We start from the raw sequence: 13,189 nt of genomic DNA, 5'->3' as shown, positions 1-13,189 counted from the left end.
GCCTTTGTGCGTGGTGCCGGTCAGACTCCGGCCGTCTCCGGCTCGTCCGAGCTGCTGGGCTCGGCCGCCGGGGCCTTCTTCGCCGCCTTCTTCGCCGCTCGGCGTTCCTTGCGCAGCTCCACCATCGCGTAGAGCGTGGGGACGAGGAGAAGGGTCAGGAGGGTGGAGGTGATCAGGCCACCGATCACCACGACCGCCAGCGGCTGGGCGATGAAGCCGCCCTCGCCGGTGACGCCGAGCGCCATCGGGAGGAGGGCGAAGATCGTCGCCAGGGCGGTCATGAGGATCGGGCGGAGCCGGTGGCGGCCGCCTTCCACGACGGCCTCGACGACCCCGTACCCCTGCGAGCGGTACTGGTTGATCAGGTCGATCAGCACGATCGCGTTGGTCACCACGATGCCGATGAGCATCAGCATGCCGATCATCGCCGGGACGCCCATCGGGGTGCCGGTGAGGATGAGCAGGCCGATCGCTCCGGTCGCCGCGAACGGGATGGAGACCAGCAGGATCAGCGGCTGGACCAGCGAGCGGAACGTCGCCACCAGCAGCATGAACACGATGGCGATGGCCGCCAGCATGGCCAGACCCAGGTTCTTGAAGGCGTCGTCCTGGTCGGAGGAGACCCCGCCGATCTCGGCCGTGGCGCCCGCCGGGAGCTTCAGGGCCTTGATCTTCGACTGGAGCTGGGCGCTGACCGCGCCGGTGTTGTCACCGGTCGGCTTGGCCGTGACGGTCGCCGCGCGCTGGCCGTCGATCCGGGTCATGGACACCGGCCCGTCGACCAGCTTCACGGTGGCGATGTCACCGAGCTTCACCGCGCCGAGCCGCAGGTCCCTCAACTGGGCCAGCGTGGCGGCCGGGTGGGCGGAGCGTACGACGATGTCGCGCTCGGTGTCGTCCAGGACGGCCTTGCCCGCCGGGACACCGCGCACCGACTGCGCGACCGCGGCGCCGAGCTTCTGCTCGTCGAACCCGGCCGCGGCCGCCTTGGCGCCCGCCCGCACCGAGATGCGCGGCACGCTCTGCGCGAGGTCGCTGGTGACGTCGGTGACGTCGTCCAGGCCGGCCACGGTGGAGCGCACCTTCTCGGCCGCCGTGCGCAGGGTCGCGGGGTCGGCCGCCTTGACCACGACGCTGAGGTCCTGGTTGCCGAAGGCCGCGCCCGCCGAGACGGTGGTGGTGCCCGCGCCGTCCAGCTTCTTCAGCCCGTCCTCCAGCTTCCGCTGCACGTCGGCCGCGGAGCCGGAGTCCTTCAGCATGATCTGGTACGACGCCTGGTTGGTGTCGGTGCCGCCGCCGAAGGCGGCCATGAAGCCGGAGGAGCCGACGGTGACCTGGTAGTCCTTGATGCCGTCGATCCCGCCGAGCAGCTTCTCCACCCGCCGGGCCTGCGCGTCGGTCGCGGCGAGGCTGGTGCCGGGCTTCAGCTTCTGCTTGACGGTGAGCACCTGCTGCTCGCCCTGGTCGAAGAAGTTGGTCTTCAGCAGCCCGGCCATCCCGAAGGTGCCGAACAGGACGACGACCGCGATCAGCAGACTGACCAGCCGGCGCCGGGTGGCGAACCGCAGCACGGGTACGTAGAGGCGCTGGAGGCGGCTGCCGGCCTCCTTCTCCTCGGCCCGGCGGCGGGCCTCCTCGGCGTCCTCGGGGGTGCCCTTGGGGGCGCGCAGGAACCAGTACGACAGCACCGGCACCACGGTCAGCGACACCAGCAGCGAGGCCAGCAGGGCGGCCGTCACGGTGATGCTGAACGAGCCGAACAGGGCGCCCACCATGCCGCCGACCAGGCCGATCGGCAGGAAGACGGCGACCGTGGTGAGGGTGGAGGAGGTGACAGCGCCGGCGACCTCGCGGACGGCGCCGAGGATGGCCTCCTTGCGCTCCTCGCCGTAGCCGAGGTGCCGCTTGATGTTCTCCAGCACCACGATCGAGTCGTCCACGACCCGGCCGATGGCGATGGTCAGCGCGCCCAGCGTGAGCATGTTCAGCGAGAGACCGCGCGTCCACAGCACCAGCAGCGCCAGCACCACGGAGAGCGGGATGGAGACCGCGGTGACCAGCGTGGAGCGGACCGAGGCCAGGAAGACCAGGATGATCAGCACGGCGAACAGCAGGCCGAGGGCGCCCTCGGTGGTCAGGCCGTCGATGGCCTTGGACACCTCGGGCCCCTGGTCGCTGACGACCGTGAGCCTGGCGTCCTTGCCGAGGTCGGCCCGGAGCTTCGGAAGCTGGTCCTGGACCGCGTCGGAGATGGCGACCGCGCTGCCGTCGTGGTCCATGGTGACGTTGACCGCGAGGCTGGGCTTGCCGTCCGTACGGGTCAGCGAGTCGGCCGGGGCCGGCCGCTTGGCGACGGTCGCCACGTCGGCGAGGCGTACCGGCCCCGCCCCGCCCTGGCCCGCGACGCGCAGGTTCCTGATCTGGTCCAGCGAGGTGAAGCCGCCGCCGACCTGGACGGTGCGGTTGGCGCCGTTCTCGTCGAAGGAGCCCGCCGGGACGGACGCGCCGCCCGCCTGGAGCGCCGGGACGAGCGCGGCCGGGCTGAGACCCGCCTTGGCGAGCTTCGCGTCGTCCGGGGTGACGGCGACCTGGAGGTCGCGCACCCCGGTGACCTGGACCCGGCCGACGCCGTCGATGTCCTTCAGCGCGGGGACGACCGTACGGTCCAGCTTGTCGGCGAGCGCCTGCTGGTCGGAGCCGGAGGACGCGGCGAGCACCACGGTCGGCATGTCGTCGGTGGAACCGGAGACGACCTGGGGGTCGACGGTGTCCGGGAGCTGGGCGCGGGCCCGGTTGACGGCCTGCTGGACGTCGGTGACGAGCCGCTTGGTGTCGTTGCCGTAGGCGAAGGACGCCATGATCACGGCGTTGCCCTCGCTGGCGGTGGAGGTGACGGAGGTGACGCCGTCGACGCCCTGGAGGCTGTCCTCGACGGGCTCGACGACCTGCTTCTCCACCACGTCGGGCGAGGCGCCCTGGTAGGGGGCGATCACCGAGACCATGGGCAGGTCGATGGTGGGCAGCAGTTGCTGCTTGATCTGGGGTATCGCGATGAGCCCGAAGACCAGCGCGATGAGCGACATCAGGCCGATCAGGGCCCGTTGCGCGAGGCTGAACCGGGACAGCCAGGACATGGGACAGGGTCTCTCTTCTGTGAGCGGCAGAAGCTGCGGCGGGACGCGTCTGTGCGCCCACCCCACACCCTGGTCCATCCCCGGGGGCCGACCCGTAGCCCCCAGGTCCATTTCCGGGGCGGGCCGGTACTCCCCGCGCAGTAGGGCGGCCGGAGCTCAGTCCGACCTCGGGCGGACCAGCCCGGACTCGTAGGCGGTGACGACGAGCTGGGCCCGGTCGCGGGCGCCCAGCTTGGCCATGGCCCGGTTGACGTGCGTCTTCACGGTGAGCGGGCTGACCTCGAGCCGCTCGGCGATCTCGTCGTTGGAGTGCCCGCCGGCCACCAGCACGAGCACCTCGCGCTCCCGGACGGTGAGCGCGTCGAGCCTCGCCAGCCGGGCCGGGTCGGGGGCGGGGGCGTCGGACCGGGCGAGGAAGCGGGCGATCAGGCCCTTGGTGGCGGCCGGGGACAGCAGCGCCTCCCCGCTCGCGGCGAGCCGGATCGCGCTCAGCAGCTCCTCCGGCTCGCTGCCCTTGCCGAGGAATCCGGAGGCGCCCGCGCGCAGCGCCCGCACCACGTAGTCGTCGACCTCGAAGGTGGTCAGGATGACCACGCGGACATGGGCCAGGGCCGGGTCGTCGCCGATCATGCGGGTGGCGGCCAGGCCGTCCGTGCCGGGCATCCGGATGTCCATCAGGACGACGTCGGCGGCGCACTCCTTGGCCAGCCGGACCGCCTCGGCGCCGTCGGACGCCTCGCCCACCACGGCCATGCCGGGCTCGGAGTCCACCAGCACCCGGAACGCGCTGCGCAGCAGCGCCTGGTCGTCGGCGAGCAGGACGCGGATGGTCATACGGGCTTCCTCTCGGCCCCGGCGCGGGTCTGGACCGGCAGGATGGCATGGACGCGGAAGCCGCCGCCGTACCGGGGGCCGGTGGTGAGGGTGCCGCCGAGCGCGGTGACCCGCTCGCGCATGCCGAGCAGCCCGTGTCCGCCGCCGGTGCCGGCCGCCCCGGCGCTCCCGCCGGCCCCGGCGCCGTCGTCCAGCACGCTGACCTCGATGTTCGGCCCGACCCGTACGACGCTGACCTCGGCCTTGGCGCCGGTCCCGGCGTGCTTCTGGGCGTTGGTGAGGGCTTCCTGGACGATCCGGTAGGCGGCCAGGTCGACGGCGGCCGGGAGTTCGGTGTCCTGGTCGGCGCGGGCCACCTGGACCGGGAGTCCGGCGTTGCGGAAGGTGCCGGCGAGCTCGTCGAGGCGGCCGAGGCCGGAGGCGGGCTCGGTGGGCGCGGCGGGGTCGTCGGACTGGCGGAGCAGGCCGACCGTGGCGCGCAGTTCGTCCAGCGCGGAACGGCTGGCCTCGCGGACGTGCGCCAGGGCCTCCTTGGCCTGGTCGGGACGCCGGTCCATGACGTGGGCGACGACGCCTGCCTGCACGTTGACCAGGGCGATGTGGTGGGCGACCACGTCGTGCAGTTCGCGGGCGATGCGCAGCCGCTCCTCGGCGACCCGGCGCCGGGCCTCCTCCTCACGGGTGCGTTCGGCGCGTTCGGCGCGCTCCCGGATGGCCTGGACGAAGGCGCGGTGGCTGCGGACGGCGTCGCCCGCGGTGGCGCCGATGCCGGTCCAGGCGACGAGGGCGACGTTCTCCTGCGCGTACCAGGGCAGTGGTCCGGCGAGCATGGCGGCGGCCGTCAGCACGGTCATGGTGAGCAGGCCGACCCGCCAGGTGGTGGCCCGGTCGGTGGTGGAGGCCACGGTGTACAGCGCGATGACGGTGGTCATCGCCACGGGGGCGCGGGGGTCGCCGGTGACGCACTCGATCAGCGCGAGGGTGCCGGTGGCGGCCAGGACGGCGAGCGCGGAGCGGCGGCGCAGTACGAGGGCGGCGGCGGCCAGGACCATCAGCAGCAGGCTCAGCACGCCCGGCGGCCGGGCGCCCCAGTCCACGCCGTGGTCGCCGTCCGGTGCGGCGAAGGCGCTGCTGATCATGCACAGCAGCACGGCCGCCGCGATGAACGCGTCGAGTGTGAGGGGGTGCGCCCTGAACTGGTGCCGGGCGCGTCGGAGAGTGCTCACCCGGTGAACAGTACGGGGCGCCGGGAAGGTCCGGGTGTGGGACGACCGGGACGGGCCGGGGAACGGCACGTCAGGTGTCGGGCGGTGTTCGCCGGGGATACCCGTGGTGGACGCCCGCCGTTGGCCGGGCGGCCCGAGCCTTCTCGTCGGCATGCGGGCCGCCCGGACCGGATGCGTCGTCGTCGAAAGGCAGTGACCGTGCGCCCTCTCGCCTCCCGTCTCCTCCCCACCGCCACCGCCGTGGCCCTGCTGGCGGTGCTCGGCCCGGCCGCCACGGTGCACGCGGCGTCCACCGGTACCCCGACGATCAGACTCTCGGCCGCCTACCTGTCCGGCGCCGTCGGCGCGAGCGGCGACCCCGTGGTCACGGTGAGCGTCGCGCAGAGCGGCGCGGACGCCTCGGGGCTGACGGTGACGGCGTCCGGCAGCAGCCGGAGCGCGGTGGCGGGCACCGGGGACGTCCGGGTCACCGGCACCGGCGGCAGCCGTACGGTCGCGGTGACCGCCCGCGCCCAGGGGTACGCCGACCTCACGCTCAAGGTGACCGGCGCCGACGGCAAGTCCGCCACCACGACCCTGCACTACGCGGCCTCCCCCGCCGTCCAGCACGCGGCCGACGCCCGCTACCTCACCGGCGCCTCGGACGCCTCCGCCGCCGTGGACGCGGGGGGCGGCTACGTCCTGGTGGCCAACGACGAGGACAACACCCTGCGCCTGTACGACGGTTCGGCCTCGGGCGCGCCGGTGAGGAGCTGGAACCTGTCCTCCGCGCTGGGCGCCTCCAAGGAGGTCGACATCGAGGGCGCGGCCCGCGTCGGGAACACCGTGTACTGGACCGGCTCGCTCGGCAACAACAAGGACGGCGTGTACAAGGCCGACCGGAACACCGTCTTCACCACCACCCTCTCCGGCTCCGGCGCCGCGACCTCGGTGGCCTTCGGCACCGCCGGGCACCGGCTGCGGGACGACCTGGTGGCCTGGGACCAGGCGAACGGCGACCGGTACGGCTTCGCGGCCGCCACCGCCGACGGCCAGACCCCGAAGCAGGTGGACGGCTTCAACGTGGAGGGCCTGGAGTTCGCGCCCGGCTCCACCACCACCGCCTACGTCGGCTTCCGCGCCCCGCTGGTGCCGCCGGGCGAGGGCGGGAAGGCGCTGCTCGTACCGGTGACCAACATGGACCAGGTGGCCCGCGGCACGAAGGCTGTCTTCGGCACCCCGGTCGAGCTGGACCTCGACGGTCTCTCGGTGCGCGATCTGCGCCGCAACGACAAGGGGCAGTACCTGATCGTCGCCGGGTCCTGGGCGGCCGAGGACAACAGCGCGCCCTACGCCCTGTACCGCTGGGACGGGGTGGCCGGGCACCCGCCGGTGAAGGCGCTGGACCTGCCCACGGCGGACGCGGGCGGCTGGGAGTCCGTGGTGTCGGTGCCCGACCTGGACGTGTCCGGCGGCCGGGTCCAGCTCGTCACCGACGACGGCAGCGCCGACCTCTACGGCGACGGCACCCAGGCCAAGGACCTCGCCCACCCGGAGTGGCAGAAGTCCCGCTCGACCTTCTTCACGCTGGGCTGATCAGCCGGGGATCAGCCCGTCGTCGCTGAGCATCTCCCGGACCTCCGCCACGGTGGCGTCCGGGGCGGGCAGGATCAGCTCGGAGGGCTCCAGGGAGTCGTCCGGGAGCGGGGTACCCAGCTTCCGGACGGCTTCCAGCAGGGCGTGCAGGGTGCGCCGGAAACCCTCCTCGTCACCGCCCTCGACCTCGGCGAGCAGTTCGTCGTCCAGCTTGTTCAGCTCAGGGAAGCGGGAGTCGTCCAGCCTCACCTGGCCCTCACCCATGATCCGTACGATCACTACGGCCTCCTCGGCGCGGGTCCCGGTGGCGGGCTACTGCTTGTCGAAGCGGGGGGTGTCCTGCGGCTGCTGCCGCGCCTGCTGACCGCCCGTGCCGCCCTCGATGGCCTGCTGCTGTGCGGAGGGACCCCCGGCCAGCTCGGCCTTCATCCGCTGGAGCTCCAGCTCCACGTCCGAACCGCCGGAGAGGCGGTCCAGCTCGGCCTGGATGTCGTCCTTGGCCATACCGGACTGGTCGTCCAGCGCGCCGGAGGCGAGCAGCTCGTCGATCGCGCCGGCCCGTGCCTGGAGCTGGGCCGTCTTGTCCTCGGCCCGCTGGATCGCCATGCCCACGTCGCCCATCTCCTCGGAGATGCCGGAGAACGCCTCCCCGATGCGGGTCTGCGCCTGGGCCGCGGTGTAGGTGGCCTTGATGGTCTCCTTCTTCGTGCGGAAGGCGTCCACCTTGGCCTGGAGGCGCTGGGCCGCGAGGGTCAGCTTCTCCTCCTCGCCCTGGAGGGTGGCGTGCTGCGTCTCCAGGTCCGTGACCTGCTGCTGGAGGGCGGAGCGGCGGGACAGCGCCTCGCGGGCGAGGTCCTCCCGGCCGAGCGCGAGGGCCTTGCGGCCCTGGTCCTCCAGCTTCCCGGACTGCTGCTGGAGCTGGTTGAGCTGGAGCTCCAGGCGCTTGCGGGAGGTCGCCACGTCGGCGACCCCGCGCCGCACCTTCTGGAGCAGCTCCAGCTGCTTCTGGTACGAGTAGTCGAGGGTCTCGCGCGGGTCCTCGGCCCGGTCAAGGGCCTTGTTCGCCTTCGCGCGGAAGATCATCCCCATACGCTTCATGACACCGCTCATGGGCTTCGCGCGCCCCCTTCTGACGGACTCCAGCTCACCGATCCTGCGACAGAACCCACAGTACGGGCCCTGCCACCATTACCGCACCGTTCGGGGAGCGATGCGCTCCTCCCCAAGGACGAGCCCCGGCCCGGCCACTCCGGCGTGAGGAGTAGGTGATCCCCGGGGACGACGCCCCGCGGGGCGTACGACTCGCCCGGGAAACGTCCAGGACGTCCCCTCTGTACCCCGATAGACGTCCGGCGTTGCCGGATCGTTCCCCGAGGGACTGGGGTCCACGCCGGTGATGCCCGTACCCTTGGGTTTTGTGTTCCGTAGCCGTGCGAAGGAAGAGAAGGCACCCGCCGACAAGGCGCAGGTGACCGGCTCCATGCAGCCCCGCGACCCGCAGGCCCCCAAGGGTCGGCCCACGCCGAAGCGCAGTGAGGCCCAGACCCAGCGCCGCAGTGTCGCCAGTACGCCCGTGTCCCGCAAGGACGCCGCGAAGCGGCAGCGCGAGGACCGCCGTCAGGCCCTGGACCGGCAGCGCCGCGCGCTCGCCGGGGGCGACGAGCGGTACCTGCCGGCCCGGGACAAGGGGCCGGTGCGCAAGTTCGCCCGTGACTGGGTCGACTCGCGGATCAACGTGGCGGAGTTCTTCCTGCCGCTGGCCATCGTGATCCTGGTCCTCAGCGTGGTGCGGGTGCCCTCGATCCAGAGCATCGCGCTGCTGCTGTGGCTGATCGTGATCGTGCTGATCGTCGTCGACTCCGCCTTCAGCGGCTACCGGCTGAACAAGCGGCTCGGCGAGAAGTTCCCGGACGTGAACCGCCGGGGCGCGGTCATGTACGGCCTGATGCGCTCCCTCCAGATGCGCCGGCTGCGGCTGCCCAAGCCGCAGGTCAAGCGCGGAGAGCGGCCCTGAGCGCAGAAGCCGCTCCCGGCACGGCGGCCCGCACCGGGCCGCACACGCCGGGCGAGCTGGTCCGGGAGCACCTGCTCACCCGGCAACTCGACGAGCAGCTCGCCCGCGTCTTCGCCGTGGGGCGGCGGCTGCGGGTGCTCGACGTCGGCATGGGCCGGGGCGCGCAGGCGCTGCGTCTGGCCCGGCTCGGCCACCGGGTCACCGGGGTCGAGCGCGACCCCGAGCTGGTCGCGGCCGCGCGCGCGGCGCTGACCGGTGAGCCGGACGGCATCCGCGAGCGGGTCCGGCTGGTGCAGGGCGAGGGCCGGGACACCGGGGTGCACTTCCTGCCGGGCAGCTTCGACGTGGTGCTGTGCCACGGGGTGCTGATGCATGTCGAGGAGCCCGACGCGCTGGTGGCCGGGCTGGCCCGGATGCTGGCGCCCGGCGGGCTCCTGTCCCTGCTGGTGCGCAACGGCGACGCCCTCGCCATGGGGCCCGGCCTCGCCGGCGACTGGGCCGGTGCGCTGGCCGCGCTGGACAGCGCCGCCCTGCTCCCCCGCTCCCGCACCGAGGCCGACGGTGACGGCCCGCCGGCGCCCGCCCCCGAGGGCCGCGCCGACCGCCTCTCCGCCCTGACGGCCACCCTGCACGGCATCGCCGCCCCGCTGCACGCCTGGTACGGCGTCCAGGTCTTCGCCGGCCGTGTCCCCTCCGCCCCCGTCTGCCCCGGCGACCTGGAGACCGTCCTCGCCGTCGAGGAACGCGCCTGCCGCACGGACCCGTACCGAGGGATCGCGGAACTGCTGCATCTGTGCGGGGTGCGGGGGTAGCTCCCGTTCGGCGGTACTGGGCGGGCCACGGCCTGTCCGCCGTGGGGAGACTCGTCCATGGACGCTTCCCGTATCCGGACCGGGCGCAGGGGTGCCGTGGCCGTCGTGCTGGTGTGCGCCGCCGCCCTCGCGGGCTGTTCCGACCCGGCGGCCCCGGCCCGGAAGGACGAGCCGCGGGCGGCGCTGCCGAGGGCGGCGGACGACCTCCAGGACCAGTACCAGAAGGTCATCAGGGACGTCCTGCCCTCGGTCGTGCAGATCCAGGCGGGGCAGTCCCTAGGTTCGGGCGTGATCTACGACGACAAGGGCCACATCGTCACCAACGCGCACGTGGTCGGCTCGGAGAAGACCTTCCGGGTGACCACGGCCCGCAGCGAGGAACCGCTGACGGCGAGCCTGGTCTACTCCTACCCCGAGCAGGACCTCGCGGTGATCAAGCTGGACAAGGCCCCGGCGGGCCTGCGCCCTGCGGTGTTCGGCGGCTCGGACAAGGTGGAGGTCGGCCAGATCGTGCTGGCCATGGGCTCCCCCCTCGGGCTGTCCTCCAGCGTGACCCAGGGCATCGTCTCGGCCACCGGACGGACCGTCAGCGAGCCCGGCGACGACGGCGGCGCGGGCGCCACGATCCCCAACATGGTGCAGACCTCGGCCGCGATCAATCCGGGCAACAGTGGGGGCGCCCTGGTGAACCTGAAGGGCCAGGTCATCGGCATCCCGACGCTGGGCGCGGCCGACCCCGGCATGCAGGGCGGGGCGGCGCCGGGCATCGGCTTCGCCATCCCGGCGTCCATGGTGCGTACGGTCGCCGACCAGATCGTCGCGGGCGGCAGGGTCACCGACTCGGGCCGGGCCGCGCTGGGCGTCACGGTCCGCACGGTGGTGGACGAGAGCTACCGGCCCGCCGGGGCGGCGGTGGTCACGGTGCGGCGGGACGGCCCGGCGGCGAAGGCGGGGCTCGAGGCGGGCGACGTGATCACCCGGCTGGGCGACAGCCCGGTCGGCACCACCACGGAACTCGCCGAGGTGCTGGCGGAGAGGAAACCCGGCGAGAAGGTCGCCGTCACCTACGAGCGCTCGGGCGAGCGGCACACGGCCGAGGTGACGCTCGGGGAGCAGTGAGGGGCGCCCCGGACGGGAGCGGGAGGAACCCCGCCCCCGCTGGAGCGGGTCTACACCCCTTCGGCGTCGAGGCTCATCGGCCCGTAGATCTCGGTGCCCTCCTCGAAGAGGCGCACCTGGTCCGCGCCGCCCTCCAGCAACGCCTTCCAGTTCTCGCCGACCCAGGACTCGGCGTCGCCCTGCGTGGTGAACTCCTCGGGCTCCACGGCGGGCGGGACCTCACTCCCGTCGGCCTTCTCGAACCGCCACGTCCAAGCTGTCATGCGGGCCTCCTTCGATCCGACTCCTGCGGGAGAGGGTATGCGGTCCACGGGGCCGCCCACAGGACATCGTGGATCACCGTCCGCTCAGGTGGCCCGGTGCGCGGCGCCCGCCGGGACAGGTGAAAATCGGTTCCGTGGACGTCACTCTGCTCGGCACCGGTGCCCCCTCGGGACTGCCCCGCCCCGACTGCCCCTGTGCCGTGTGCGCGAGCGCGCTCGGCCCGGACGCGCGGGCGGCCACCGCGCTGCTCGTGGACGGGGCCCTGCTGCTGGACCTGACACCGGGCGCCGCCTTCGCCGCGGCCCGCGCCGGGCACTCGCTGGGCCGGGTCCGCCAGGTGCTCCTCTCCCACCCGCACGACGGGCCCGCCGTGGAGGTCCCCGCCGGACTCCCCCAGCCGGTCCGGGTGCCGGACGGCCGCGAGCTGACCCTGCTGACGGGGCATCGGGTCCGGGCCCTGGCGATGGACGCGGGCGGCACGGGCTACGAGGTGACCGGGCCGGACGGGCTGAGGCTGCTGTACCTCCCGCCGGGCGGCGCCCCGGCGGGACTGGAGCGGGTGGCGGAGCCGTACCACATGGTGCTGGCCGACATCGTGGGGCGCCCGGACGCGCTGGCCCGGCTGCGGGCGGCCGGCGGGGTGGGCCCCGCGACCGACGTCGTCGCCGTCCACCTGGACCACGACGTGCCGCAGGCGGTGGAGTTGCCCCGGCGGCTGGCGGCGGCCGGGGCGCGGACGGTGCCGGACGGGGTGACGCTGGCGGTGGGCGCGTACGACGAGGTGCCGGACGTGCCGCGCCGGACGCTGGTGCTGGGCGGTGCCCGCTCGGGCAAGTCGGTGGAGGCGGAGCGGCGCCTGGAGTCCTTCCCGGACGTGGTCTACGCGGCGACCGGCGGCACCCGCGCCGGGGACGGCGAATGGGCGGACCGGGTCGCCGCGCACCGCGAACGCCGGCCCGGCTCCTGGCGTACGGCGGAGACGACGGACCTGGTCCCGCTCCTCGCGGAGGACGGCCCGCCCCTGCTCATCGACTGCCTCTCCCTCTGGCTGACCGACGTGATGGACGCGGTCGGCGCCTGGGACGACGCCCAGTGGGCCGACGGCGGCGAGAAGGCGTTGCGCGACCGGGTCCGCGAACTGACCCGGGCGGTACGCGAGACTCCGCGCACGGTCGTCGCCGTCTCCAACGAGGTCGGCTCCGGCATCGTCCCGGCCACACCCTCCGGCCGCCGCTACCGCGACGAACTGGGCCGCCTGAACGCGGCGTTCGCCTCGGAGTGCGAGCAGGTCGTGCTGGTGGTGGCGGGCCAGGCGCTGGTGCTGCGGGGCTAGCACCGTCCCGGCTTCCGGGCCACGACCCGGTAGGTGTTGGCGAAGCGGGTCCGGCGGGTGAGGGGGGCCAGGAGGTGGTCCAGGGCGGTGGCGGCCGTCAGGGGGGCGCGTAGGGGGCGGGGGAAGGTCGTGGCGAGGTCCTGGGGCTGGTGGAGGCGGGCCGTGGTGGTGACCGTGCAGCCGAGGGCGTGGAGTTCGGCTTCCAGGTTGGGCAGCGGGAGCAGGTGGGCGTGCCGGTGCGGGAGCCAGTGGGGGCCCAGAAGGGTGGCGTAGGCGCTGTCCGGGGCCGGGGCCTCGACGACGAGGTGTCCGCCGGGGCGGAGGACGGTCAGCGCCGCCCGGAGTTCGGCACGGGGGTCGGGGACGTGGGCCAGGTGGTGGAGCATGCTGACCACGTCGTAGCGGGCGCGCAGCCGGTCGGTGACGCCGGGCGTGGTGAGCAGCCCCCGGTGGGCCTCCTCCACCCGGCCCTCGGCGAGCGCCCGTTCGACCCGCTCGGTGGGGTCGAGCCCGTCGAAGCTGGTGTACGGGAAGAACTCCCGCGCCGCCTCGGGGAAGTGGCCGTGCCCGGTGCCGACGTCGAGCCAGCTCTCGGGATCGGCCAGCTCGGCGAGGGCGCGGGCGGTCGCGCGGTGGGAGCGGTCGGCGGACGAGGGGGCGTCGGCGGGTGAGCGGGGGTTCTGGAAGGCGTGGGCGCACGCCTCGCACTCGTCGAGTGCGAGGGCGCGGGGTCCGCGCAGCCGGGTGCGCAGGCGGCCCGAGCCGCACCAGGGACAGTCCTCGCGGCGTGGGCCGGGGAACCGGCCGCTGACCTGCGGGGCGGAGGGCGAGGACGGCATGGCGGCTCCTGTGCGGCATTTCGCGGTAAACCGGAACGT

12 protein-coding genes are annotated in these 13,189 nt (G+C 73.7%); 5 read left to right on the top strand and 7 right to left on the bottom strand.

All coding sequences use genetic code 11. The annotated features are described in order from the left end of the window. Positions 1–20 precede the first annotated feature (20 nt). The 3 genes from EV284_RS15330 to EV284_RS15320 all read right to left on the bottom strand — a co-directional run bounded on the left by EV284_RS15330 (position 21) and on the right by EV284_RS15320 (position 5,194). On the bottom strand, positions 21–3,134 hold the full coding sequence (locus tag EV284_RS15330; RefSeq protein WP_130334264.1) for an efflux RND transporter permease subunit: 3,114 nt from the start codon (positions 3,132–3,134) through the stop codon (positions 21–23). A gap of 156 nt (positions 3,135–3,290) precedes the next feature. Beyond that, positions 3,291–3,968 carry a response regulator transcription factor gene (locus tag EV284_RS15325; protein WP_130334262.1) on the bottom strand — a complete coding sequence of 226 codons (678 nt, stop codon included), beginning with the start codon at positions 3,966–3,968 and terminating at the stop codon, positions 3,291–3,293. Then, complete coding sequence (locus tag EV284_RS15320; RefSeq protein WP_207229040.1) at positions 3,965–5,194, bottom strand: histidine kinase; 1,230 nt, start codon at positions 5,192–5,194, stop codon at positions 3,965–3,967. Before EV284_RS15320 ends, EV284_RS15325 begins: the two co-directional genes overlap by 4 nt. Positions 5,195–5,386: 192 nt before the next feature. Here EV284_RS15320 and EV284_RS15315 point away from each other — a divergent pair, with 192 nt between their 5' ends. After that, on the top strand, positions 5,387–6,769 hold the full coding sequence (locus EV284_RS15315) for a DUF3616 domain-containing protein (protein WP_130334258.1): 1,383 nt from the start codon (positions 5,387–5,389) through the stop codon (positions 6,767–6,769). On the opposite strand, the gene EV284_RS15310 is transcribed toward EV284_RS15315, so the two are convergent. Both EV284_RS15310 and EV284_RS15305 read right to left on the bottom strand, forming a co-directional pair. Further along, complete coding sequence (locus EV284_RS15310; RefSeq protein ID WP_086695040.1) at positions 6,770–7,048, bottom strand: hypothetical protein; 279 nt, start codon at positions 7,046–7,048, stop codon at positions 6,770–6,772. 33 nt (positions 7,049–7,081) lie between these two features. Then, a complete protein-coding gene (locus EV284_RS15305) occupies positions 7,082–7,879 on the bottom strand; it encodes a PspA/IM30 family protein (RefSeq protein WP_130334256.1) in 798 nt (265 codons plus the stop codon). Positions 7,880–8,186: 307 nt separating this feature from the next. On the opposite strand from EV284_RS15305, the gene EV284_RS15300 reads away from it, so the two are divergent. From EV284_RS15300 to EV284_RS15290, 3 genes are all read left to right on the top strand, one after another. Continuing rightward, positions 8,187–8,783 carry a DUF3043 domain-containing protein gene (locus EV284_RS15300; RefSeq protein ID WP_086695042.1) on the top strand — a complete coding sequence of 199 codons (597 nt, stop codon included), beginning with the start codon at positions 8,187–8,189 and terminating at the stop codon, positions 8,781–8,783. Positions 8,784–8,854: 71 nt separating this feature from the next. After that, the gene (locus EV284_RS15295) at positions 8,855–9,595 is read left to right on the top strand and encodes a class I SAM-dependent methyltransferase (protein ID WP_130334761.1); all 741 of its coding nucleotides are present in this window, start codon (positions 8,855–8,857) and stop codon (positions 9,593–9,595) included. Positions 9,596–9,652: 57 nt separating this feature from the next. Continuing rightward, a complete protein-coding gene (locus EV284_RS15290) occupies positions 9,653–10,714 on the top strand; it encodes a trypsin-like peptidase domain-containing protein (RefSeq protein ID WP_130334252.1) in 1,062 nt (353 codons plus the stop codon). A 50-nt stretch (positions 10,715–10,764) separates the two neighbouring features. Here the strand turns inward: EV284_RS15290 and EV284_RS15285 are convergent, their stop codons facing one another. After that, a complete protein-coding gene (locus EV284_RS15285; RefSeq protein WP_130334250.1) occupies positions 10,765–10,977 on the bottom strand; it encodes a hypothetical protein in 213 nt (70 codons plus the stop codon). Positions 10,978–11,111: 134 nt separating this feature from the next. On the opposite strand from EV284_RS15285, the gene EV284_RS15280 reads away from it, so the two are divergent. Then, a complete protein-coding gene (locus EV284_RS15280; protein ID WP_130334248.1) occupies positions 11,112–12,311 on the top strand; it encodes a bifunctional adenosylcobinamide kinase/adenosylcobinamide-phosphate guanylyltransferase in 1,200 nt (399 codons plus the stop codon). Here the strand turns inward: EV284_RS15280 and EV284_RS15275 are convergent. Continuing rightward, entirely contained in the window at positions 12,308–13,150 is an 843-nt protein-coding gene (locus tag EV284_RS15275; RefSeq protein ID WP_130334246.1) for a class I SAM-dependent methyltransferase, read from the bottom strand. The genes EV284_RS15280 and EV284_RS15275 overlap by 4 nt on opposite strands. Between the last annotated feature and the right edge of the window lie 39 nt (positions 13,151–13,189).

It is taken from the genome of Streptomyces sp. BK022 (assembly GCF_004217355.1).
GTDB lineage: Bacteria > Actinomycetota > Actinomycetes > Streptomycetales > Streptomycetaceae > Streptomyces > Streptomyces griseoluteus.
Note: the sequence above shows the minus strand (reverse complement) of the source record. Positions and strands in the feature narration are given on the sequence as shown.